At 68.3% G+C, this 21,897-nt stretch carries 19 protein-coding genes and 1 pseudogene; 11 read left to right on the top strand and 9 right to left on the bottom strand.

Annotated features, from left to right (window positions below; translation table 11 throughout):
* Positions 1-27 precede the first annotated feature (27 nt).
* From AC3IYJ_RS42530 to AC3IYJ_RS42520, 3 genes and pseudogenes are all read right to left on the bottom strand, one after another.
* A complete protein-coding gene (locus AC3IYJ_RS42530) occupies positions 28-1,182 on the bottom strand; it encodes a hypothetical protein (RefSeq protein ID WP_489403577.1) in 1,155 nt (384 codons plus the stop codon).
* Positions 1,183-1,628: 446 nt separating this feature from the next.
* On the bottom strand, positions 1,629-2,015 hold the full coding sequence (locus AC3IYJ_RS42525) for a DUF6009 family protein (protein ID WP_489403576.1): 387 nt from the start codon (positions 2,013-2,015) through the stop codon (positions 1,629-1,631).
* A gap of 123 nt (positions 2,016-2,138) precedes the next feature.
* A pseudogene (locus tag AC3IYJ_RS42520) lies at positions 2,139-2,569 on the bottom strand (DNA primase); the annotation flags it as partial.
* Between the two features lie 127 nt (positions 2,570-2,696).
* Here AC3IYJ_RS42520 and AC3IYJ_RS42515 point away from each other — a divergent pair.
* The 3 genes from AC3IYJ_RS42515 to AC3IYJ_RS42505 all read left to right on the top strand — a co-directional run bounded on the left by AC3IYJ_RS42515 (position 2,697) and on the right by AC3IYJ_RS42505 (position 7,524).
* Positions 2,697-3,899: a phosphodiester glycosidase family protein gene (locus AC3IYJ_RS42515; RefSeq protein ID WP_489403575.1), complete on the top strand. Its 1,203-nt coding sequence runs from the start codon at positions 2,697-2,699 to the stop codon at positions 3,897-3,899.
* 700 nt (positions 3,900-4,599) lie between these two features.
* On the top strand, positions 4,600-4,968 hold the full coding sequence (locus AC3IYJ_RS42510; protein WP_489403574.1) for a transposase: 369 nt from the start codon (positions 4,600-4,602) through the stop codon (positions 4,966-4,968).
* A gap of 879 nt (positions 4,969-5,847) precedes the next feature.
* Positions 5,848-7,524 carry a hypothetical protein gene (locus tag AC3IYJ_RS42505; RefSeq protein WP_489403573.1) on the top strand — a complete coding sequence of 559 codons (1,677 nt, stop codon included), beginning with the start codon at positions 5,848-5,850 and terminating at the stop codon, positions 7,522-7,524.
* Positions 7,525-7,639: 115 nt separating this feature from the next.
* On the opposite strand, the gene tnpA is transcribed toward AC3IYJ_RS42505, so the two are convergent.
* Positions 7,640-8,068, bottom strand: coding sequence for an IS200/IS605 family transposase (tnpA, locus tag AC3IYJ_RS42500; RefSeq protein ID WP_489403572.1), 429 nt, complete (start codon positions 8,066-8,068; stop codon positions 7,640-7,642).
* A 23-nt stretch (positions 8,069-8,091) separates the two neighbouring features.
* Here tnpA and AC3IYJ_RS42495 point away from each other — a divergent pair, with 23 nt between their 5' ends.
* Together AC3IYJ_RS42495 and AC3IYJ_RS42490 are read left to right on the top strand one after the other, a co-directional pair.
* Positions 8,092-9,249 carry an RNA-guided endonuclease InsQ/TnpB family protein gene (locus tag AC3IYJ_RS42495; RefSeq protein WP_489403571.1) on the top strand — a complete coding sequence of 386 codons (1,158 nt, stop codon included), beginning with the start codon at positions 8,092-8,094 and terminating at the stop codon, positions 9,247-9,249.
* A 277-nt stretch (positions 9,250-9,526) separates the two neighbouring features.
* On the top strand, positions 9,527-11,068 hold the full coding sequence (locus AC3IYJ_RS42490) for an ISL3 family transposase (RefSeq protein WP_489399375.1): 1,542 nt from the start codon (positions 9,527-9,529) through the stop codon (positions 11,066-11,068).
* 417 nt (positions 11,069-11,485) lie between these two features.
* Here the strand turns inward: AC3IYJ_RS42490 and AC3IYJ_RS42485 are convergent, their stop codons facing one another.
* Positions 11,486-12,829 (bottom strand): NsdA family TPR-like regulatory protein, encoded by a 1,344-nt coding sequence (locus tag AC3IYJ_RS42485; RefSeq protein ID WP_489403570.1) that lies wholly within the window; start codon positions 12,827-12,829, stop codon positions 11,486-11,488.
* Positions 12,830-13,189: 360 nt separating this feature from the next.
* Here AC3IYJ_RS42485 and AC3IYJ_RS42480 point away from each other — a divergent pair, with 360 nt between their 5' ends.
* From AC3IYJ_RS42480 to AC3IYJ_RS42465, 4 genes are read left to right on the top strand one after another with little or no spacing between them, the layout of a single operon-like run.
* Entirely contained in the window at positions 13,190-14,308 is a 1,119-nt protein-coding gene (locus AC3IYJ_RS42480) for a 3-dehydroquinate synthase family protein (protein ID WP_489403569.1), read from the top strand.
* On the top strand, positions 14,305-15,222 hold the full coding sequence (locus tag AC3IYJ_RS42475) for a hypothetical protein (protein WP_489403568.1): 918 nt from the start codon (positions 14,305-14,307) through the stop codon (positions 15,220-15,222). The genes AC3IYJ_RS42480 and AC3IYJ_RS42475 overlap by 4 nt, the downstream gene beginning before the upstream one ends.
* Positions 15,219-15,761 carry a flavoprotein gene (locus AC3IYJ_RS42470; RefSeq protein ID WP_489403567.1) on the top strand — a complete coding sequence of 181 codons (543 nt, stop codon included), beginning with the start codon at positions 15,219-15,221 and terminating at the stop codon, positions 15,759-15,761. Before AC3IYJ_RS42475 ends, AC3IYJ_RS42470 begins: the two co-directional genes overlap by 4 nt.
* Before the next feature lie 60 nt (positions 15,762-15,821).
* Positions 15,822-16,406 (top strand): uridine kinase family protein, encoded by a 585-nt coding sequence (locus AC3IYJ_RS42465; RefSeq protein ID WP_489403566.1) that lies wholly within the window; start codon positions 15,822-15,824, stop codon positions 16,404-16,406.
* 395 nt (positions 16,407-16,801) lie between these two features.
* Here AC3IYJ_RS42465 and AC3IYJ_RS42460 read toward each other — a convergent pair whose 3' ends face one another.
* The 4 genes from AC3IYJ_RS42460 to AC3IYJ_RS42445 form a co-directional block, all read right to left on the bottom strand.
* A complete protein-coding gene (locus AC3IYJ_RS42460) occupies positions 16,802-17,191 on the bottom strand; it encodes a hypothetical protein (RefSeq protein WP_489403565.1) in 390 nt (129 codons plus the stop codon).
* Between the two features lie 3 nt (positions 17,192-17,194).
* Positions 17,195-17,368, bottom strand: coding sequence for a hypothetical protein (locus AC3IYJ_RS42455; protein ID WP_489403564.1), 174 nt, complete (start codon positions 17,366-17,368; stop codon positions 17,195-17,197).
* 290 nt (positions 17,369-17,658) lie between these two features.
* Positions 17,659-17,904 carry a hypothetical protein gene (locus AC3IYJ_RS42450; protein WP_489403563.1) on the bottom strand — a complete coding sequence of 82 codons (246 nt, stop codon included), beginning with the start codon at positions 17,902-17,904 and terminating at the stop codon, positions 17,659-17,661.
* Between the two features lie 1,046 nt (positions 17,905-18,950).
* On the bottom strand, positions 18,951-19,373 hold the full coding sequence (locus tag AC3IYJ_RS42445) for a MarR family winged helix-turn-helix transcriptional regulator (RefSeq protein ID WP_489403595.1): 423 nt from the start codon (positions 19,371-19,373) through the stop codon (positions 18,951-18,953).
* A 287-nt stretch (positions 19,374-19,660) separates the two neighbouring features.
* On the opposite strand from AC3IYJ_RS42445, the gene AC3IYJ_RS42440 reads away from it, so the two are divergent.
* Both AC3IYJ_RS42440 and AC3IYJ_RS42435 read left to right on the top strand, forming a co-directional pair.
* Positions 19,661-20,035 (top strand): cupin domain-containing protein, encoded by a 375-nt coding sequence (locus tag AC3IYJ_RS42440; RefSeq protein WP_489403562.1) that lies wholly within the window; start codon positions 19,661-19,663, stop codon positions 20,033-20,035.
* A 100-nt stretch (positions 20,036-20,135) separates the two neighbouring features.
* A complete protein-coding gene (locus AC3IYJ_RS42435; protein WP_489403561.1) occupies positions 20,136-21,749 on the top strand; it encodes an MFS transporter in 1,614 nt (537 codons plus the stop codon).
* Positions 21,750-21,897 lie beyond the last annotated feature (148 nt).

The raw sequence follows: 21,897 nt of genomic DNA, 5'->3' as shown, positions 1-21,897 counted from the left end.
CGTTCCCCCTCCGGACGTGGCGCAAGTCTAGAAGCGGGTGGGCTCGTCCCGGCGGGAAAGATCAGATCTGCGCCAGACATGTTCGTGCTTTGCCATGAATTCCAGGATCTTTTCGCCCTCGGCTGGCATGCGGCCCGGCCCCGAAAGGCAGTCCGTTGCGAGCTGGCTCAGGCCGACCTGCCACACGTCGCCGGCGAACATCGGCCGCTGCCACACGCTGTCGTCCTTCGCCCGCAGAATCAGCACATCAGCGCCTTCCGGCACCGGAATGAGACCGAGCTCGTCTGCCCACGCTTCCACGTTGAGCTCGTGCTCCTGGACGTAGAGCATGAGCTGTCCCCCGACGGACAGCGGCGCCAGGGATCTAGCCGCGTAGGAACCCGTGACCAGGACCTCACGCTGCATGCCGCCAGGGCCTCCGGCGGCCATTTTCGACAGCCTACGCAGCACTGTTTTGATGCCGTTCGGAGCGAGCATGCCTGTCGGCTCAGTGGTGCGTAGGAGGTCCGTTTGGTTTGCCCTGGCACGTAGCAGCCCTTGCCAGTCCACCGAAACAATGACCCTGCCGTCGCGTTCGATCAGTAGTTGATCGTCCAGGGTGTCGAGCAACCGTGACACATAGGGCAGGCTCAAATCGGCCCCCCCGGCTAGTGCTGAGGCGCGGTAGGGCGGAGCAAAGTCGGCCAGCAGCCGTACCAGCCGACCAGCCTTGAGGCCGGTGAGCAGCGGCTTGCTGGACGGCTGTCGGTGCCCGGCGGGAGCCCGGTCGGCACCCTGGGTATGGATGACGATGGCGGGCCGGCTCACCCGCAGGGAAACGTTGCCGGTCAGGTCTAGGTAGTCGATTCCATTCGCCCGCAGCGCTTCCTGCGCCAGCGGGCTGATCCACGGAGAGATCACCAGCAGTCGGGTGTACGGGCTCACCCGACGTACGAGATGCGCCATTGACGTCAGGACTCCGCCGGCGTCCTTCGGGGTGACTCGCTGCCGGGCCTCGACGAGCAGTGACACGTAGACGCCGTCATCGGACTTGATCTGGAGCATCGCATCCCAGCCATGGTCCCCACCGGGCAGTTGCTCGGGTCGCAGGGTGGCCTCCCACTCCGGTCCAAGCAGCTGCTGCAGATACAGGCGCCCCTGCTCAGCCAGCGTCAGCCCAACCATGTGCGCGCTCGTCTCCATACCCTCAGCATGACATGACAAGTGGGCCCACATCGAAAAACTTGCCGAATATTGGAACTTTCCTAGTGTTGGTAAGTTGCTGGATTAAGCAACTTTAACGGTCTGGGCAACTTTCTTTGCCTCAGAAAGCCGCCCAGATCAGCAAGCTATTCGCCGCCACCCTTGAAGACGTCCGAGCCCCGGCAGGACTGCGCGGCCTTAGGGAGTAGCGCGGGCGTTGCCGAGTCCAGTCCGGCTCGCCGTCTAGTGAGGGAGCGCCTGTGGGGCGCAGCGGTCGTGCTTGTCCTGCCTGGGTAGGTGATGCGGTCGGTGTGGGCGATTCTTTTGGCGTGGAGCTTGCGGCGGGGGTGCTCGGGAAGCCGTGGACCGGCCTCACCACCTGGTCAGGCTGGCGACGCGCCTGCTTTCGACGCCTCACCGCCAACCATGCACGAGCTCGTTAGGTGCTACGCCGTCCTGGCAGTAGCCGCCACGTGAAGGCCGCCTTGGGAGCGAGGCGTCTTTGCTCCCACTCGGCGCGGCGCGACCGTCCGGGGATCGATCGCCTCCCCGGGCGCCCCTTGGTGGTAGACACCGTCGGGGTCGGTGTCGCGGTCGTGCGGGAGCAGAAAGAAGACCCGTCGGAGCTGGAGCCCGCTGTCGGGGTCGGCTTCGGCGTGTTCGTCGAGTTCGGTGTAGCCGACCATGCGTCCGTCGCGGGCGTAGCGGGGCTTTCCGCGGCGGCGGGCGGTTTTGTCGAGGGCTTGGCGTACGTAGTCGAGAGCTTCGGGGTTCTCCAGCCACACCACTGTGTTCTCGTGGAGGAGGTCGCTCTCGTTCAGCAGCGAGCTCATGGCTGCGTCCCCTTTTCGTTGTCGGCGGCCGAGTGGTGGCCGGGGTGGGTGTGGGACCGGTCGTGTTCGGGCGTGCCGTGTCCATCGTAGGGAGGTGTGAGCCCGGTGCGTAGGGCGCTTGGTTTAGACATGTTCGGGTTGGTCGTCGGCGAGGAGTGCGAGTCCGGGGTAGTACTTCCGCTGGATTTCATCATGTCGGCCGGTGAGGCCAGGGCGAGTTCCTGGCGCACGCGGGTTGCGAAGGCGCGGGCGGTGGCGGGCCGGATGCCTTCGCCGGTGCTGCACCAGCTGCTGTAGGCCGCGTAGAGGAGTCCTTGCTCGACCTTGAGGTCACCCGGGCCTCGATCGCCGGCACGGCTAGTGGTGGTGCTGGTGCAACATTCGGTGAGGAAGCGGCCGATGTGGTCCTCGGTCGTCGCGTAAGCCTGGGTGGCCATCCGTACGGAGGCGGGTCCCGTCAGGGGGTCTCGGGTGGCGAGGTAGAGCTGGGCGCCTTCGATGAGCCAGTACAGGATGCCGGGGCCTTCGCTGTCGACGAGCTGCTTGGCCAGATTCCTCGCGCCCGAGCTTGCCGCCCCCATCGCCACCGGCATACCTCAACTCACCTACAACATAAGCAACTTGACAAGCCTCCCGGCGGGTCGCGGCGGTGACGGTCCTGTGGGCGTTGACGATGGCTCGATGAAACGATTTCGTTGCCTGGTCCTGGTCCTGTTCCTGACGACGGTGAGTGTGGGTGCGGGGCGCGCGGGGCCGGCGGTCGGGGACGCGGCCGACGTGGTGGCGCGGGGTGTGTCGTACCGGGCGTTCACCATGGACACCCCGCACAGCAGGACCCGTGTGCACCTGGTCAGGGCCGATCTGAGGCAGAAAGGTGTACGGGCCGGCCTGCTGTACACGGGGACGGTGACGGGCCGGGCCCCGGTGTCGCAGATGGCCCGGGCACAGGGTGCGGTGGCCGCCGTCAACGGAGACTTCTTCCACATCTCTGAGACGCAGCACCCCGGCATCCCCGCGACCGGCGCCGCCTCCGGCCCCTCCGTCGTGGACGGGCGGGCGCTGAAGGCCGCGGTGCCACAGGGGCAGCGGTTCGGATGGAAGCCACTGCCCGGTGATACGGCCGAGAACGTCGTCGGCGTCGGTACGGACGGCAGGGCCCGGAGCGCGCGGCTGACTCTGTCGGGATACGTCGAGTCGCAGCACGGACGCCTGGAGCTGCGCGGCCTGAACCAGTACGCCCTGCCCGTCGGCTCCATCGGAGTTTTCGATCCGCGGTGGGGAAACGCATCCAGAGCGCGTGCGGTGTGCGGCACCGACACCCGGCGGTCCGCTCCTTGCACCCCGGACGTCTACGAAGTGACCGTCCGTCACGGCATCGTCGCCTCGGTCGCCCATGCACCGGGAACCGGCCCCATCGACGGCGACAGCGTCGTCCTGCTCGGCCGGGAGGCCGGCGCCCGGGCGCTGCGCTCCCTCGGTGTGGGCACGCCCGTCCGGGTCCGCTACGGCCTGGCCTCCAGCAGCAGCACCCCGTTCCGCTTCGCTCTCGGAGCCCACTCCCTACTCACCGGCCGCCAGGTGCTGGCAGGCCTGGATGACCGTACGGCTGAACCTCGTACGGCCGTCGGGATCGCGGACGCGGGACGCACCCTCTACCTGCTGGCCACGGACGGCCGCGAGGGCACCAACTCCGGGCTGACCCTGCGCGAGCTCGCCACGGCCCTGAAGTCGCTGAACTGCGACGAGGGCCTCTACCTGGACGGCGGCGGCTCCACTACCCTCGCGACCCGCGATCCCGGCAGCGGGTCCGTCCGCATCCGCAACCGCCTCGCCCAGGGGCAGGAACGGCGCGTACCGAACGGCATCGCCCTGTTCGCTCCGTGAGACGGTGATCGAGCAGGTCGAGGCCGAAGAGAGGGAGGCCGGTGACGACGAGGGCGTGCTGGTGATCGTGGCCTATGCCCGGCCTGCGAAAGGCCGCCGGCAGCGATGCGGGGTCTGACCCTTCAGTCGGGCGCTGTCACGTTATCGGTGGTGTGGCTGGTTGATGGTGCGTCAGAGTGTTCCTGATACTCGCCCACCTTTCCCAGCGCCGGTGAACTCACCGGTCAGTGAACCCTTTTCATCTCGGCTCTGACGGGGTGAGTGTGCTGGTCAGAGCGGCCTGAGGAAACGGACCGGGAGCAAACCCGTACACCGTGCCCGCGCGGCCGTCCCAATGAGCCTCTTCGAGTTGAGGTTCAGGCGAGCAGCCTGAACGCCTATGCCCTGCACAGACGCAGGAGGCCCATCACCCGATCGGTGGCCAACTCGAAGAAGCTCAATGCTGCAGCCGACTCACGATCCGCTTGCCGTCGGCTGATTCGTTACCATTCCCAATACAGATCCGAAATGTCTTCCGGAACATTCATCGTCCCAATCATTTGTCACCCCTCTCGACGTCATGTCACCTTTACTCTGGTTTGCAGCAATAATGCATTCTTCGGCACGTGGATGGAGAGCGCCAGGGACTATCGGCCCGACAGGAGTGGGTCGTTCGGCCCTACTGAGGTGTCCCCCGGAGTGACCCTGCTGGCCAATTCACATGGACTGCTGCGGTGATCGTCTTGGCCGTGGGACCGTGCTGGTGCTTGCACGTCCTCTTCGGGTCGGGTGGTCTGCGGTGCCGATGTGGCCTAGGACGGGTTGTGAGGTTCCGGCGCTGACGGCTCGAGTGGCGCATGCGGCTTTCTCGAAGGGCTGCCTCGCGATGCGGATGCGGGAGATGCTCGGGGAAGTGTTCGCCGACGCTCAGTTCACGGAGCACTTCGCGGTGCGCGGGCATCCGTCGATCTCGCCGGCACGACTGGCGGTCGTACTGGTGCTGCAGTTCGCGGATGGGATGACGGACCACCAGGCGGCCGACGCCGTGCGGGCAGAGTGGACTGGAAGTACTGCCTGTCGATGGAATTGACCGATCCGGGCTTCGACTCCTCGGTACTCAGCGAGTTCCGCGCTCGGCTGGCGGAAGGCCACCGGGCCGAGCGGTTGCTCACGCGGATACTGGAAGGCCTGCGGGAGCACGGCCTCCTGGCGAAGGGCGGACGTCAGCGCACCGACGCGACGCACGTCCTGGCGAGCATGCAGCTGCTCAACCATCCGGAGCTCACTACCGAGACGATGCGGGCTGCCCTGGAATCCTTGTCGGTCGCGGCCGGTGTCAAGTCCTCGCGAATCTCCGTCAGACCCTTGCTTCAGTGCCTCTGGCCAGGCACGGAACGAATATTCGCGAGAACTCGGCCCCCGGCCGCTGGCCCCGCACAGTTGCCCCCACCCCGCCCCGCACACCGGCACCACGCCGGACCTTCGGGCGGAACACCATGGCCACCACCACCGCCCAGGCCCAGACCGGTGCGCTGGAACGACTGCGGCTCGTCCTTCGACGGGAGCCCGTTCCAAACCGGAGCCGGACCCGTCCAGGCGCTATCGCCGACCTCAGGGTCCCGGTGGGCCTGGGCGAGCAGGCGACACGAATCCACCTCTCCGCGCCGGTCCTCCGCTCCCGGTTGCATTCCGACCGCCGCACGCCCGTCCCGGGCGCGATCGTGGGCACCCCGGCCCCTGAGATCGCGGATACCACGGCGGGCAGGGAACGCCGGCACGCGAGGGGTAGCGACGTCGGCCGCACATACAAGCGTGAGGACTGAAGCGTGTCAGGGGCTGACGTCCGGCTCTCAGACATCTGGGGCTCCGCCACCGCGTGTCGCCTCACGCGTCGCGTCCGGTGCATCATCCCCGTTGGCCCAGCCCGTTAAGAATATTCCGGCGTAAAAATGATAAATGGAGTTTCGATATGAAAACCTATAGCGCGGCATTTTCCGCACCGAAGCATAATCCTTGGCCGGGCGCGGACCCGAATGCCCATAATGCCGCGGTTCCGCCGAGTATGTACTGTCTTTACGGAGCAGGCAGCCAGGCTTCCTATGGCCGTTACGAGTGGGATCCGGCCAAGGGCAAGCCCTGGTGGGGTGACGAACCCACCGACACGGGAAAGCTCTCCGATCTGATCAACCAGAACATTTTCACACCTGACAACTCCGCCGGCCTGGACGGGACGAAGGAAATGGACGCCGCCCTCTGCCTGGGTACACCGTCGCAGGTCTGGCTCTTCCAGGGAGGCCAGTGCTTCCGGGTCTCCATTGAAAAGGACACCGGAGAAGAACTAAACACCGACACCAGCGCCCGCCCCATCAAGGACGTCTTCGGCTACGACTCCGGCGACGGGAAGGTATTTGCGTTCGGCTCGGTCGACGCTGCCCTGTATTCCCCGAACGACCACAAGATCTGGTTCTTCAACGGCTCCCAGTGTGTACCCGTCGCCGACGACAATTATCAATGGGACAACAGCCAGTACCCCACCCCTATCAGCACCGCCTGGACCGGCCTCACCGCCGACTACACCAATGGCATCTCCTGGGCCGCCACGACGAACCTTGCCACCACAGAGAACATAGACGGCACCTACCAGGACAGTGGCTGCCTCGTCAAAGACACCAACTGGTGCCCCGTCATCCCCAGCACCACCACCTCAGCCATAGCCATCTTCACCAGCGTCGGCGACCAGCAGTTCAAGGTCCCCACCGGCGTGGACCAGGTCACCATCGAAGTCTGGGGAGGCGGTGGGGCGGGCGGCGCCAATGGCGCCGACGGCATCGGCATCGGCGAGGGAGGCGGGCCGGGCGGAGTGGGCGGAGTGGGCGGGGCGGGCGCCTATCTCAGAACCACCGTCGACGCAGCCGACATAGGCGACTTCGTTACCTTCTCCATCGGCGGACCTGGTGAATCTACCCAGTACCCCGCAGCCGGAGACGGCCTCCTGGTAGCTGGTGGCGGTGGCGGTGGCGGTGGCGGTGGTGGAGCCGGCGGCAGCGGAGGCAGCAATGGCGGCGCCGGAGGTGCCGGAGGAAGCAACGCTGCCGGCAGCAGCGGCAGCGGAGGAGGCGCGGGAGGCGGTACCGGCGGCAGCAGCGGCAGCAGCGGAGGCGCCGGTGGCCCCGGCGGCCAGGGCTCCGGAGGCGGTTCCAACGGCGGAGCCGGCAGCAGCGGCAGCAATAGCACCGGCGGCAGCGGCGGCACTGGTGGAGGCGGAAGCGCCGGCGCCGGCGGCGCGGGCGGATCCCGCGGTGTCAGCGCTGGCGGTGGAGGTGGAGGTGGAGGCCTCAGCGGCGGCGGCGGTGGCGGCGCAGGAGGAGCCGGAGGAGGAGGTTACCGAGGCGTCAGCGGCTGTGGTGGAGGGGGAGGCGGAGGAGGAGGCCAGGGCGGCCGCATGGCCGACATGTCCACCGGCGGCGCAGCCGGTGGTGGCGGTGGAGGCAGCCAGGGAGAGAGCAACCCCTCCGCCACCACAGAGAGCACCTATGTCGACCGCGGCAACGGCCTCACCCCCGGCGGCGCCCCGCCCGCCGGCGCCGCCACCGGTGGGTCCCCCGGCTCCCCCGGCAGCAGCGGAGCCGTCAGGTTCACCTGGTGATCAGTCCCTTCAGCATGATCTTGCGAGGAACCCCGGGCCTTTAGGCCCGGGGGGAATCGCATCCTGGGGCCGGAGGCGCGGAGCGCCGGAGTGCTTTGCGTCTCCGTCTTGACGGTCAGTCGGGTCGCTTCTGGTTCTCGGTGTACTCCTTGATGATGCTCAGCGGTGCGCCGCCGCAGGACGAGGCGAAGTAGGACGGGGACCAGAAGTGGGCGCCCCACAGGTACTTGCGGATGTGTCCGGGGAACTCCTGGCGGAGCCGGCGTGCGGACACTCCCTTGAGGGAGCCGACCAGTCGGGACAGGGCGACTTTCGGCGGGTAGTGGACGAGCAGGTGCACGTGGTCGCGTTCGCCGTTGAACTCGACCAGTTCGGTCTCGAAGTCCGCGCACACGGCGCGCATGACTTCTTCGCAGCGCTCAAGGATCTCGTCGGTGAAGGGGCCGCGCCGATACTTGGGCGTGAAGACCAAGTGGGCGTGAAGGGTATGGACGACGCTACGACCCCTGCGGATATTGGGGTTTGGCTCCCATCGTGGTGACATAGATCAATGCTACGATCGACGGTATGAAGATCGTGACGCAGGTGAAGCTGATGCCGGAGGCCGACCAGGCCGCCGCGCTGCGCTCCACCCTGCGCACAGTCAACGAGGCTGCCAACTGGGTGTCCGGCGTGGCGTTCGAGCACGGTGTTCCGCGTGAGTACGAGCTGCGCAAGCACACCTACGCCGAGCTGAAGGCGCGGGGGCTGGGGGCGCAGGCCGCCCAGCACGTCATCAAGAAGACCCGCGACGCCTACACCACCCTCAAGGCCAACATCAAGGCCGGGAACCTGGGCAAGCCCGGGTCGAAGCGCCGGGTCAAGGCGGAGTCGAAGCCGATCACGTTCCGGCCCGAGGCGGCACAGCCGTACGACGACCGGTGCCTGTCCTGGCAGTACGACGCCGGGACGGCGTCGATCTGGACGGTGGCCGGGCGGCTGAAGAACGTCCGCTTCGTCTGCTCGGCGGACGCGCTCAAGATGCTGCGTGAGCACCGCAAGGGCGAGTCCGACCTGATCGAACGCAACGGCGTGTTCTACCTGATCGCGGTCTGCGACATCCCCGAGCCGGAACTGTACGAGCCGGACGGCTTCGTCGGCGTGGACCTCGGGATCGTCAACATCGCCACCACCTCCACCGGCTACCGTGCCGCCGGCCGGGGGCTGAACCGGCACCGCGCCCGGCAGCTCGAACTGCGCCGCAAGCTCCAGGCCAAGGGCACAAAGTCCGCGAAGCGTCTCCTCAAGAAGCGATCGCGGAAGGAAGCCCGGCACACCGCCAACATCAACCACGTCATCTCGAAGACCATTGTCACCACCGCTGAACGCACCGGCTCCGGTATCGCCCTGGAAGACCTGACGGGCATCCGCAGCCGGGTACGGCTCCGCAAGGACCAGCGGACCCCCTTGCACTCGTGGAGCTTCCACCAGCTCGGCGCCTTCGTGGAATACAAGGCGCGCCGGGCCGGGGTGCCGCTGGTGTACGTCGATCCGGCGTACACCAGCCGGCAGTGCTCCGAGTGCGGCCACATCGACCGGCGCAACCGCCAGTCACAAGCGACGTTCGCATGCCGGGCCTGCGGGTTTTTGGCGAACGCGGACGACAACGCGTCCCACAACATCGCCCGCAAGGGCGGAACCGTGTGGACCGCGGGGCGTGAGTCACGCGTCCCTGACACCCCCTAACGGGGTGTCTGGACGGAGGAGCCCACCCAGCAGCCAGCTGGGCGCTACCTCCAAGCCCGGTCCTTTAGGGCCGGGTCAAGTTGACTTGTAGATCAGCTCGTCATGCTGCAGGTCGGTGTCGTTGAGGTGGTGGTCGTTCATCGTGGTTTGTAGTGTCGGCGGGGTTCTTGCAGTAAGCAACCGTCCCCCCACTCACACAACCTGGTAGGGTCTTACAAGATTTTCGTAGCCGGTGATCGCTTCAACTTGCCTGTGGTGTTGGCTGGTTGTCGGTGAGATGCTGGCTGTGTGTGTCGTGAGGGTGGGGGACCTGCTGCCGCAGCTGGCCGCGGTGCAGGTCGAGCGGGTGGAGGCCAGCGAGGATCTGCTGAGGATCACGGCCCGGACCAGGGATGACGCTCCGGTGGCATGTCCGGCGTGTGGGCAACCGTCGAATTGGGCGCACTCTCGATACGAGCGGCATGTCGCGGACGAGGCGGTGGGTGGCCGTGCGGTCGTGATCGACTTATCGGTGCGCCGCTTGTACTGCGAGAACCCTGGTTGCGAGAAGGCCACCTTCGTCGAGCAGGTCCCGGGGCTGACCCGGCGTTACCAGCGCCGCACTCCGGCCCTGCAGGCGGTGGTCAACGCGGTCGCCGTGGCACTGGCCGGGTCGGCCGGAGCCCGGCTGCTGAGTGTGCTGCACCACGTGCTGACCTGGGCGAGCGTACTGAACTGCCTGATGCGCATCACGCCGCCGCCACGGCCAGTCCCGCGGGTGCTGGGCATCGACGAGTTCGCCCTGCGCAGGGGCCACCACTACGCCACCATTCTGATCGACGCCACCACCGGCGAGCGGATCGATGTCCTGCCAGACCGCAGGATGGAGACGGTGACTGCCTGGCTGCAGGCCCACCCCGGCATCCACGTGGTCTGCCGGGATGGCGCTGGGGGCTTTGCCCAGGCCACGACGGATGCCGACCCCGCGATCACTCAAGTTTGCGATCGCTGGCACCTGTGGCACGGCCTGGCCGAGGCGGCACAGAGGGAGGTCGCAGCACACAGCGCCTGCTGGGCCAAGGCCGGTCCGCCGCTTCGGGAGGGCACTCGTGCGCAGACCACCCTCGAGCGGTGGCACCAGGTCCATCAGCTGCTTGATGCCAGCGCCGGCCTGCTGGAATGCTCCCGCCGCCTGGGCCTCGCGTTGAACACCGTCAAGCGCTATGCCCGTCACGCAAAGCCCGAGCGCATGGTCCGTGCACCGCAGTACCGGCCCACCCTGGTCGACCCCTACCGCGACCACCTGCGCCGACGCCGGACCGAGGACCCGGCAGTGCCCGTCACCCACCTCCTGCGAGAGATCAAGGAGCTGGGCTACACCGGCAGCGCGAACCTCCTGGTCCGCTTCATCACCCAGGGCCGGGTCGAGGCCGACCACGCCAGCCTCTCCATGCGCAAGGCCGCCCGCCTCCTGCTCACCGACCCCGTCCACCTGCGCGAGGAGCAGCTGGTACTGCGCGACCAGCTCGCCGGAGCCTGTCCGCAGATGACGGCGCTGGCCACGGCATTGGGCGACTTCGCCTCCCTGCTCACCCCGGCACCGGCCAACGCCCGCGCGCTGACCGGCTGGATCACCAGGGTTCGGACCGCGGACCTGCCCTTCCTGCACTCCTACGCCACCGGCCTCGAACGCGACCGTGCGGCCGTCGACCACGCCCTCACCCTTCCCTGGCACAACGGCCGCACCGAAGGCGTCAACAACAAGATCAAACTGCTCAAACGCCAGACCTACGGCCGCGCCGGGCACCGCCTCCTACGCCAACGCATCCTGCTCAGCTGACATCCAGCTCGAAGCGATCACCGGCTACGAAAATCTTGTAAGACCCACCTGGTACACACCCTCGATCTCGCCCAGCGGGGCGCCTGAACGGGACGTCCAGGGTGGCAGAGAACGGGACCGTCGAAGCCTCCGGCGCCGATGTGATCAGTGAGATCACCACACCAGCAACGGAGGCTTCGTCATGTCACCAGCAACGTGGCGGGGTGTACGGCCCGCCCAGCCCGGGTGGCGGCGGTGGCGGCCTTGCCCAGCCGGAACCCCAAGACCGTCGTCGACATCGGCCTCTCCCCATCCACCGCCCGGATTGGCGCTACGACGCTATCGCTGATGCCTTCACCGGCGTGGGCGTTCACGGAACGCCACAAAAGTGCGCGCGATTGAAGGCCCACCGCGGTGCGCGCCATGGGCCAATGATGTTCAGGCGGTTGCGGCGAGGAAGTCCCGGACAGCGGGGATGGTTCGGCGCGCGGACAGCTGGGTGCGGAGGTCTTTGAGGGTGCTGGTTCCGCGCGCGGAGGTGACTCCGCCCATGTGGTCCACGGCTTGGTTGGCACTGTGGAGGGCGCCGTCCACGTCGTTGAGGGCGAGTTGGGCCTCGGCTTCGCGCGCGAGGTAGATGGCCGCTCCCCGGGGGAAGGCCGTCTCGTCGTACGCGTCGCTGTCCCGGGCGGCTGCGGCCCGGAAGTGGGCCAGGGCTCCGGCAGGGTCGGAGAGGTTGAGGGCGCTGGAGCCGGCGAGCTGGTGGAGTTCGCCGCGGTTGACCCAGTAGGTGCAGGCCGGTTCGGCGGAGGTGCCGTCGATCCGGTCGTAGGCGTCGAAGGCGGCGCCGACGGCGCGCTGGCTGGCCTGTCGGTCCCCGGCTCGAGCGTAGGCGCGGGCCGAGCGTGCATGGAGCATCGCGGTCATACGGGGTGAGCCGATGCCAGGTGCGGCCCGCAGGGCGGTGTCGATCAGGTGCTGGGCGCCTTGGGGGTCGCCGGTGCTGTAGCGCTGGATGGCCCAGAACGCGAGGGTGTTCGCGCCGATGATCTGGTCGCCGGCGCTGGCGGCGGCGCGCAGGGCGGTGACGTAGTGGCGTTCGGCGTCGGCATGGTAGCCGGAGTCGTAGGCTGTCCAGCCGCAGATCCGTGAGGCTTCCGCGGCCGCCGCGTAGAGGCGTTGGCCCACCTGTTCGGTGTAGGAGCGGTTCGTGAGGGTCTCGGTGATCATTCGCAGTTCGGTCTTGGCGGCCTGGTAGACCTCGCCGGAGCCGACCTGGTCGTCGAGGCGGCGCAGTGCGCCGAGGCGTTGGTCGTGGAGGTTGACGAGCTGGACGTCGACCCGGCGGCCGGCTCCTGCGGCGGTGGCGGGCGGCGCGGTGGCCCATTGTGCGGTGACGGCGCCGAGGGCGGAGACGATCAGGAAGTTGCGGCGGTCCATGGTTCCTCCGGCCATGCTGGTCAGGACGGTGTTGGTGGCCGCCGGAGTCCAGGCGGGATCGAGTAGAAGCCGGTCGTCGTGACCGATACAACGCAGCCAATCCGGCCAGGGCCGTTCATGCAGCGCTTCGACGGGGATGCCATGCAGGTCGGCCATGGTGAGCTGGGCGGTCCATTCCGGCACGACATCCCGGTTGAGCCAGCGGTAGATCCGCTTCTTGTCCTCACCGATCGCGCCGTACCCCAGGGCCTTGTGCCGCGCGGCCAGGCGGCGCAGGTAGGCAACTCCGGTCCAGCCGTTGTCCTGTAACAGAGCTGCCAGCGGGTGCTGTTCGCGGTCCACGTGCCCCACCCCCACAAAGAGTGTTCCCTTCCCCGATGGTCCACCAACAGGCCCTCGTCGGGGAGCGAATGGAACCCGTCGGCCCCGGATGGTTCCCGGTGGTTCCCCGAGGGTCCCCGTGGGTCCCTTTCGCCCCTGTCCGGGGCGAGGGGCGCGGCGCTTTCCTTGAGGAGTCAGCAACCCCCCGCCTTTCGGAAGGGAGGCAATCCCATGACCAGTCTCAAGCCGCGCAAGCGCCCCGTCATCGTCTCGGGCCGCCCCTGCTGACCGAGTACCTTCTCCCCCTTGGCCGGCCCCGGACTCCCTGGAGTCCGGGGCCGGACCCATCACATGGCGCCGAGACCGAGCAAGGAGCCGTATATGCACACCACACCGTCCGAAGGCATCCTCGTCACCGCCCACGGCGAGCAACTCACCGCGCAGATCACCCGGCACGACACCACGCAGATCCGCGTCACCGAGACCGGCCTCGTCGAGACGGTCGCCGCTCTCGCCGAACGCGGCGACTTCCTAATCCTGGACGGCGGCCTGTATGCGGCCTGGGAAGACTTCCTGGGACCGGTCCTCGTCCCCGGCCAGCACCTGGTGGTCGAGTCCGGTGAGCCCGGCAAGACCCTGGAGGCGGCCGCGCGGATCATCACCACGCTCCATGAGGCCGCCGTCGACCGCAGGACCACCGTGAGTGCGGTCGGCGGAGGCGTGCTTTGCGACCTCACCGGCCTGGTCGCCAACCTGTACTTCCGTGGCGTCCGTGCCGCGTACGTCCCCACCACCCTCCTCGCGATGATCGACGCCGCGATCGGCGGGAAGACCGGCGTCAACCACCCCCGCCAGAAGAACCTGATTGGGACGTTCGCGCACCCCGCCGAGGTCCACATCCACCTCGACGCCCTCACCACCCTGCCCAGGACGCAGCTCGTCTCCGCGTACGGCGAAGCCCTGAAGATCGCCGTCGTCGACGACCCGGAGCTCTTCGAGCTCCTGGCCGGTCCGCTCGGCGACACCCCGGTCACCCCCGTCCTGAAGACGATCGTGCAACGCTGCACCACGAGGAAGCTGGAGCTTCTCGGCGCCAACGCCTTCGAGCGGGACTTGGAGCGGGCCCTCAACCTCGGGCACACCGTCGCCCACCCGCTGGAGGACATCACCGGCTTCCGGATCCCCCACGGCACCGCGGTCGGTATGGGGATCGCCGTGGCCTCCCACATCTCGCACGCCCGCAGCCTGCTCACTGGCAAGGATTTCGACCGGATCCTGGCCGTCATGGACCACCTCGGCCTGCCCGTCATGGACCACGCCTTCGACGAACGCCAACTCCTGGCGCGCGTCCACGGCCTCACGCTGCAACGCGGCGGCCGCTCCCTGCACTACGTGCTGCCCACCGCTATCGGAAAGGTCGCGTTCACGGACGCCGTCACCGACAACGAACTCCTCACCGCCATCACCGAACTGCGCAACCGGAGCGGAGCCGCCCGATGACCACGACCGCGCACTGCATCGAACATCTCACCCGCCACGTGCCAGCCGTCCAAGCGGTCACCCTGTGCGGCTCCCACCGCCAGGGCACTGCCGACGTCTACTCCGACCGCGACATCTGGGTGTTCTGCCGCAACGAGCAGCCCATCAGCGAACACCTCGCCCTCACCGGCTTCCTCCCCGCCGGCACCGAGTGCGAAATCCTCTTCGAAGGCCGCGACGACACCCTCACCGACCACACCGTCGTCAACGTCCTGACCGACGCCGAGGTCCTCAACCTCAAGATCCTGCACACCCGCATCCTGACCGATTTCTGCGCCCAGAGCCCGCACCTGGACGTCCAGTACCTGGAGGACCTGGAGAACTACGCCACCATGCAAGTCCTGCACGACCCGGCGGGCATCATCGCCACCCACCAGGACTGGCTGTGCCACCACACCATCAACACCCTCGGCGACTGGCTCCTGCCGCAGCTGGCCAGCCGATACGCCGCCACGTACTGGCGCTCCGTCTACCAGGGCGTCCTGCGCGATGAAGAGCACGTGTGGCGCCACCAGGCCGTCCACCTGGTCGAGCTCCTGATCTGGACCGCCAACGCCAAGACCGGCCAGCTGCCCCCGCCCCGCAAATGGCTCCTCTCCCCCAGCCTTCTGGGCCTGCTGCCCGGCGGCGGTGCCTTACTCGGGGTCCTCGACGCAATCCAGCAGGCGACCACCAACGACAAGGGCTCCGTCCTGGCCGTCTACCGCTCCCTCGCCGTCTGCGAGGACACCGTCCTCGACAGGTTCGAGCTGAGCGCGGGCATGTGGTGGCGAGGCGTGTTCACCGAACGCATCCGACACCTGGCCCACCACACCGGCCGCCCGGAACTGCTGACCCTGGTCGCGGACGCACCCCGGCCCCGGACCGTCCCGTGAGCCGGGCCCGGCACCTGCTGCTCGGCGTCAGCGGATCCAGCGCCGCCACCGCCACCGGACAGCTCGTCGCCGACGCCGCCCGCTACGCCCAGAAGGTCACCGTCGTGGCCACCGACACCGCCGCCGCCCTGTTCCTCCCGGACCTGCCCGTGCCCGTCTACACCGACACCCACTGGAAATCGAACCCCCAAGACCCGCTGCACATCAGGCTCCTCGAGGAGACCGACTGGTTCATCGTCGCCCCCGCCACCGCTACCACCTTGGCCCGCGCGGCCGCCGGCCTCACCGACACCCTCCTGACCGCGCTGATCCTCGCCCACGGACCCGGCGTCTACCTCCAGCCCGCAATGAATCAGCGGATGTGGAACAGCCCAGCGACACGCCGCACCATCGGGTTACTGACCGATGACGGCCACCACATCCTCGACAGCGACCCGACCCCCACCCTCACCAGCGACAACCCCACCGGCGGGGTAGGAGCCATCCCCGGAACCGTCCTCGCCACCGCAGCAGCACACCGGCGGACCCGAAAGAGCTAGCGCCGCTGCACCACTACACTCGCTGCCTCAACCCGACCCCTGGATTGAGGCAGCGCGCACGTGAACGTGAACCAGCACCCCTCGCCACAGATCATGCTCATCGGCGGAGGTGCCGGCTCCGGCAAGACCGCCCTCGCCCGCGCCCTGGCCGACACCGCGCCCGGCGCGGCCCTGGTTCACCTCGACTCCTGCTACCACAGCGACCCCGGCCTGGCCCCGAGCGTTCCCCGCCTCAACGGGCCCGGCCGGGTGGTCGACTTCAGCGACCCGCTCGCCCTCGACAGCGCCCGCATCAAAAACGCGCTCGCCGAGCACGCCGACGCTCCGCTCCTGATCGTGGAGGGCACCTTCGCGCTCGCTCTGCCCGAGCTCACCACCATCGCCACCTGCAAGGTATTCGTCGACACCCCGGCGGACATCCGCGTCGTCCGCAAGACCCTCCGCAAGCTCCAGGAGGGCCAGGACCCCGCCCCCGGGCTCCTCGGGTACGGCAACAGCCACCGCTCCTACACCCGCCACGTCGCCCCAACCCGCGACCACGCGGAGATCGTCCTCGACGGTACCCAACCAACGGACGCCCTCGTCGCGCAGCTCATGACGCACCTGGACAACGGAAGCGCTGGAACACCCCCACGCAGTAACTGAGCCGCGCAGACCGCGTGGAACACCCTCAGCCGACGGGCGACTTCCCGAGACCTGGCCTCCTCGCCCGAACAGCCCGGCCGCCTCCCCCCACACACACCACCCCGAAAAGCCGAAGTCAGTACGGGAGACCAGCCGCCGGACCCCCCGAACGACGTTCTGACTTTGTCGGCTTCGGTACTTCGGTATGCCCTGGAAGGAAAGGTGACAGCGTCGTCGTACCTCCGGGCATAACCCTTGTCTCAGATTCACTTTGATGTCTCCGCTGGTGGCTGGCACCCGGTACCGCCCCAAGCCCACAGATTGTTATGGGGGGGATTGATCTGGAAGTCATCAAGCGGGCAGCAGCCGAAGGCGGCACAGATGAACTAACCGGTCCACGGGGTCAACTAACCGGTTTACTCCCCACCGCAGGTCAGGGCGGGGACGAGCGAACGCCGGGCCAGGGTCAGCTCGGCACATGGGTCGCGGTGGCCACCGGTCCGTCGCGCCCCAGACGTTGCCCTTCCAGGGTCAGTAGCGGGTCCGTTGGTCAGGGGCCGGGTGAGGGTGAGGGTGAGGGTCTCGACCGCCTTGGTGATGGCCTGCTCGTCTCCGGCGCCGATGAGGACCAGGAGCAGGGCCAGGGCTCGGTGGGTGTGGGAGAAGAGCACGATCTCAGCGGCGTCGTCGGCCGGCAACGGCCACACAGGCAGCGTGCTCAGCCCGAGCATTCGCAGGTGGTCGGTGGCCGGGATCTTCGGCCGCTCGGCAAGCACGGTCCGGATGCCGCCCGCCGTACGGACCACCGGTCAGTCGATGGCCTGCCGCATCAGCGTGACCGCCCGACTCCCGGTCGGGACGGTCGGCCCGGGGCGGTGGAGGCCGATCTGAGCGGCCCGGCTCAGTTCCTTGCTGAGCCGGAGGAGTTCGTACGACTTCCCGGTGTTCCCGGCCGCGACTTCGCGGGCCAACGCGTTCTGCACCGCGGAGCAGGTCTGTGGCCAGCTCTCGTGGTCTCTTCTGGCTGGTTGCCCTGCCCGTATCCAGGCAGGGCCACCAGCGCGTACGAGAATGAGGAAGTGAGCTCGCAGCGTCGTCCCCTTGGCCACGGCCCCCGTCGGATCCCCGTCCCGGACGGGCTGACCCGCCGCGACCGACCGGCGGCCGGACTCGTCGGCCCCGGCCCGGCTGTGCCCCCGGGCGGGGAACGGACGCCCCAGGGCATCCTGGGGCCGCATCGGCGGGTGCTCGGCGCCGGGGGCACCGCCAGCGCCTAGACAGAACCGGTACCGGCCGAGCTGACGCCCTGGACGACCACGACCCGGGTAGGGCGCAGACTCCCGGCGAACATGACCGCGGTGAACGCGTTCTGGATGGGGTTGCCCAGTGCAGGCACCGCGTACGTGGCGGCCGGGGCGGTGAGCGCCAGGGCGAGGTAGCCGAGCGCCAGGAGCAGCGGGGCGAACCGGAGCCACACCGGCGGCTGCTGCGGCTGGGGGGCGATCGGGAGCGTGGTCATGACGATGGTGTCCTTTCGGAACGTGCCGCGGTCGATCCGCAGGACCGCATCATGCGAAACCACGCGCCAAGCCGCGCAACACCCGAACTCCAGACACCAGCCAGACCCCACCCCCCGTCCGTCGGAGAAACCCCGAACCCGCCCCAGAGCCCGAGGCCGTTCCAGAGCCACGTGCAGCGCCGGGCCCCGCCCAGGCCCGCAACACCGCAGACCCAGACCACCACCCCACACACAGAAGAAAGTCTGGTCACTCACCAGCCGGAAAACGGGCCCTGACCAGGCACAACGTGAGTGCGCCGCCAATGCGGCTTCCCCTAATGTTTCCCCTGATACTTCCTCCCATATTTCCCCCCATACCTCCCCCGATATTTCCCCCCATGTGTTCGCGCGTCGCCGGTGCTGTGGACACTGTTGACCGCCCGTCACTGGCCCTGAGCAGCTGGACCCTTGACCAAAACCCTTGACCACGCCGGACAAACCGTCCGGTCAAGGGGACGAACAGGGCCGGCCCCAGGCACGGCGCAACTCACCAACCACTTCACCAGGCACCACCACCGAGCAGCTCCGTGAACCGCTCCGACTTTCGACGTCGGAGACAGTTCTCCAGGGCCGTCGTGGAAGACGCTGGTGCGGATGCATTCGGACTTGCAGAGGCCGTTGATCGTCTCCATCGGGGCGTTGCCGTAGACGTCACCGACGCTCCCGACCGATCCGTACCGTCGGCAGAGCGGCGTCGGGTTCGGGATCCGGGCACGGCGCTGAGCAGGTGCCCGGCGACGCCGAGCGCGATGCCCGGTTCCGCCCCCAAGGCGGGCGGCCGCCGCCTTGGGGGTGAGCGCCTGGACGAGCGCGGGCTTTCCGGTGGCGGGGCTGGGGTGGGCAGGGGCGATCAGGCCTTGATGCTGCGGGCAGCGTGCGCGGCTCTTGGGGGTTGTTGGGGTCGTGGGCTCGTCGTAACGGTTTCTGCGGACTGGGTGTTGGCGGTTTTTGCGCCGTGCGGTGGCGGTCCCCGGTGTGGAGGTGGTGCCTCCGCGATTGGGTGTGCGTCACCACAGTGGGCGCAGGGGGGGCAGGTCTCCGTTCGTCATGGCTCTGATGAGGGCGGCGAGTTCGGCGCGCGGGACCCGGCGGTTCTGGGCTCCCAGGCGTTCGTCGAGCTCGCTCTCCATGTCGAACAGGATCCGTCCGGCGACCGCGAGGTGCTCCAGTGCCTTGTCGGTCAGTACGACGAGCCTGCGGCGCCCGCCTGCAGGGTGGGGGCGCCGCTCCACGTAGCCGCGGGCGGCCAGGTCGTCGACGATCTGGCCGGCCGCCTGCTTGGTGACTCCGAGCTGTTCCGCCAGCTCGCTGCTGGTGGCGCCTTCGCCGTAGAGGCTCTGGAACACCAGTCCGTGCACCGGGCGCAGATCGTCGTACCCGGCCTCGTCCAGCCGGGAGACGAAATCGGACAGGACGAGTTGGAAGGACATGCCGAGCAGATAGGTCAGCTCGGCCCTGGCCAGCGGGTCCCCGGTCTGAGGGGCTTCCGCTCCGGGGTTTCCGGTCTCTGCTGTGGGCTCCATCCAGCCATGCTCCCACACCTTGGAAAGACGCTTTACTCCCACGATCCACCCTTCGCCCAAGCCGGACTCAAGCGGCCCTCCGCCACCCGTGAGGACACTCACGGGGCGGTCCTCTTTCCCGCTTGACACCCGTGACTAAAGCAGCTTTACTTCCGAAGCAAGCAAAGTAAAGCTTCTTTACACAGGAGGTCGCAATGAACGTGGTCAGCGAGAGCGAGCAGCGGACTACCCGTACCCCTTCGGGTGCGATGTTCGGCCTCGCCGCCCCCAGCCAGGGCAGCACGGAGATCAGCACCTGGCGGGTGGAGCTCGGCGCGGACTCCTCGACGCCGGTCCACATCATCGACCGCGAGCAGGTCTGGATGCCGCTGTCCGGCGGCTTCACCGTGACCATCGACGGCGTGGACGGGCAGGTCAAGGCCGGAGAGGCGCTGGCGATCCCCGCGGGCGCCGTACGTCAGCTCACCGCAGTCGGCGACACCCAGGCGCTCGTCGCCATGGCGGTCGGCGGCAAGGCCAGCATCCCGGGCAACGAGGACAACAAGCTGCCGCTCCCCTGGGCCGAGTAGCCCCGGCCGGCGCGGCGAGCTGAACCCGGTCCGCGCGCCGCGTCACGGCGCGCGGACCGCGGCAGCGGCCATCAGAAGAAAACTCAACGAAGGACGAGCAATGAATCCCGAAGTCAGCAGCGGGCGCCGCCGGGCGATCCTGGCTCTGCTCGCATCCACGGTGCTGGTCGTGGTCATGGACCTCACGATCATCAACGTCGCGCTCAATCCCATCCAGCAGAGCCTGGACGCGACCAACGGCGAGCTCCAGTGGGCGCTCGACTCGTACTTGATCACCTTCGCGGCGTTTCTCTTCACAGGCGGCGTCTGCGCCGACCGGTTCGGCCGCAAGAAGACCTTGATCACCGGTCTCGTCCTCTTCGGCGTCAGCTCGGTGCTCGGCGCCTACGCGACCGACATCGTCCAGCTCATCGTCTGGCGCGCCGTCATGGGCGTGGGCGCGGCCGTGGTGCCCACGGTCACCCTCGCCATCCTCATGAACGCCTTCCCGCCGGCCGAGCGCCCCAAGGCCATCGCCGGCTGGGCCGCGGCCGCCGGCGTGGCCATGGCGGTCGGTCCGGTGCTCGGCGGCGTACTCCTCGAGTACTTCTGGTGGGGTTCGGTCTTCCTCATCAACGCCCCGATCATCGCCGTCGCCGTCGTCCTGATGATCGCGCTGGTGCCCGAGTCGAAGAACCCGGTCCGCACCGCGTTCGACCCGCTCGGCGTGCTGCTCTCCATCGTCTCCGTCGGCCTGCTGGTCTACGGCATCGTCCTCGCCGGCGAGGACGGCTGGACGAGCGCCGGCACCCTCGGCGCCATCGCGGGCGGTGTGGTCCTGCTCATCGCGCTGGTCCTCTTCGAGAAGCGGATCGCCGCTCCCTCGCTCGACGTCAGCCTCCTGAAGAACTCGCGCTTCGCGGCGGGCACCGGTGCCATCGCCCTGTGCTTCTTCGCCCTGATCAGCGCGATCTTCATCTCGCAGTTCTACTTCCAGGCCGTCCTCGGCTTCACGCCGATGGAGGCCGGCCTGCTCGTCCTGCCCATGGGCATCGGTTCCGTGGTCGTCTCGGCCCGATGTCCCAAGCTCGTGATGAAGTTCGGCCCCCGTGCGGTGGTCGCCGCCGGCTCCACTGCCATCGCCCTGTACGCCGTGTGCGCGGCCTTCTTCGACGCCGGTACGCCGACCTGGCTGCTGATCGTCGCCCAGCTGCTCCTGGGCATCGGCTGGGGCTCCATCATGGCTCCCGCCACCGCCTCGCTGATGTCCGTCGTACCCCCGGTCAAGGCCGGCGCGGGCCAGGCGGTCTCGCAGACCGCACGCCAGGTCGCCGGCGCCCTCGGCGTCGCGATCATCGGAAGCCTGCTGGGGTCCAGCTACCGCTCCTCGATCGGTGACGCGGTGAACGTCCTGCCGGAGGCCCTGCGCGACGAGGCCGCCGGATCCATCGGCGGCACGGTGCGCGCCGTGCACGCGGCCAAGCTGGGCGACCAGGCCCCGGCCCTGCTGGCCAAGGCCTCCGACGCCTACGTCAGCGGTATGCAGCTGACGCTGTTCGTGGTCGCCGGCGTCGCCCTCGCGGCGGCCCTGGTGGCCCTGCGCTGGCTGCCCAAGACCCCGCCGGCCCCGCCCGGACCCCCGCCGGGCGCGGCCGCGCCGGGTGCCCAGCAGGCACCCGGTACCCCCGTGGCCGTGCCCGCCCCGGCGAAGGACGAGCCGAGCCTGCGCTCCTGACCCGACGCGCGCCACGCCGTCACCAGTGCCCGCCGACCCTTCGGGGTCGGCGGGCACTTTCCGTTTCCCCTCCCGCAAAACGGAATCCAACTCCCCTTCTTTCAGGGGTTGTTGATCACATCCAGGGCATCCGGGACAAGCCGTCCCA

Source organism: Streptomyces sp. GL_140, from assembly GCF_057834465.1.
Note: the sequence above shows the minus strand (reverse complement) of the source record. Positions and strands in the feature narration are given on the sequence as shown.

What these genes read in the sequence shown, in the direction of transcription:
- AC3IYJ_RS42530 (WP_489403577.1), bottom strand. Translation starts at nt 1,182, where the DNA reads ATGGAGACGAGCGCGCACATGGTTGGGCTGACGCTGGCTGAGCAGGGG.
- AC3IYJ_RS42525 (WP_489403576.1), bottom strand. Translation starts at nt 2,015, where the DNA reads ATGAGCTCGCTGCTGAACGAGAGCGACCTCCTCCACGAGAACACAGTG.
- AC3IYJ_RS42515 (WP_489403575.1), top strand. Translation starts at nt 2,697, where the DNA reads ATGAAACGATTTCGTTGCCTGGTCCTGGTCCTGTTCCTGACGACGGTG.
- AC3IYJ_RS42510 (WP_489403574.1), top strand. Translation starts at nt 4,600, where the DNA reads ATGGACTGCTGCGGTGATCGTCTTGGCCGTGGGACCGTGCTGGTGCTT.
- AC3IYJ_RS42505 (WP_489403573.1), top strand. Translation starts at nt 5,848, where the DNA reads ATGAAAACCTATAGCGCGGCATTTTCCGCACCGAAGCATAATCCTTGG.
- tnpA (WP_489403572.1), bottom strand. Translation starts at nt 8,068, where the DNA reads ATGTCACCACGATGGGAGCCAAACCCCAATATCCGCAGGGGTCGTAGC.
- AC3IYJ_RS42495 (WP_489403571.1), top strand. Translation starts at nt 8,092, where the DNA reads ATGAAGATCGTGACGCAGGTGAAGCTGATGCCGGAGGCCGACCAGGCC.
- AC3IYJ_RS42490 (WP_489399375.1), top strand. Translation starts at nt 9,527, where the DNA reads ATGCTGGCTGTGTGTGTCGTGAGGGTGGGGGACCTGCTGCCGCAGCTG.
- AC3IYJ_RS42480 (WP_489403569.1), top strand. Translation starts at nt 13,190, where the DNA reads ATGCACACCACACCGTCCGAAGGCATCCTCGTCACCGCCCACGGCGAG.
- AC3IYJ_RS42475 (WP_489403568.1), top strand. Translation starts at nt 14,305, where the DNA reads ATGACCACGACCGCGCACTGCATCGAACATCTCACCCGCCACGTGCCA.
- AC3IYJ_RS42450 (WP_489403563.1), bottom strand. Translation starts at nt 17,904, where the DNA reads ATGACCACGCTCCCGATCGCCCCCCAGCCGCAGCAGCCGCCGGTGTGG.
- AC3IYJ_RS42445 (WP_489403595.1), bottom strand. Translation starts at nt 19,373, where the DNA reads ATGTCCTTCCAACTCGTCCTGTCCGATTTCGTCTCCCGGCTGGACGAG.
- AC3IYJ_RS42440 (WP_489403562.1), top strand. Translation starts at nt 19,661, where the DNA reads ATGAACGTGGTCAGCGAGAGCGAGCAGCGGACTACCCGTACCCCTTCG.
- AC3IYJ_RS42435 (WP_489403561.1), top strand. Translation starts at nt 20,136, where the DNA reads ATGAATCCCGAAGTCAGCAGCGGGCGCCGCCGGGCGATCCTGGCTCTG.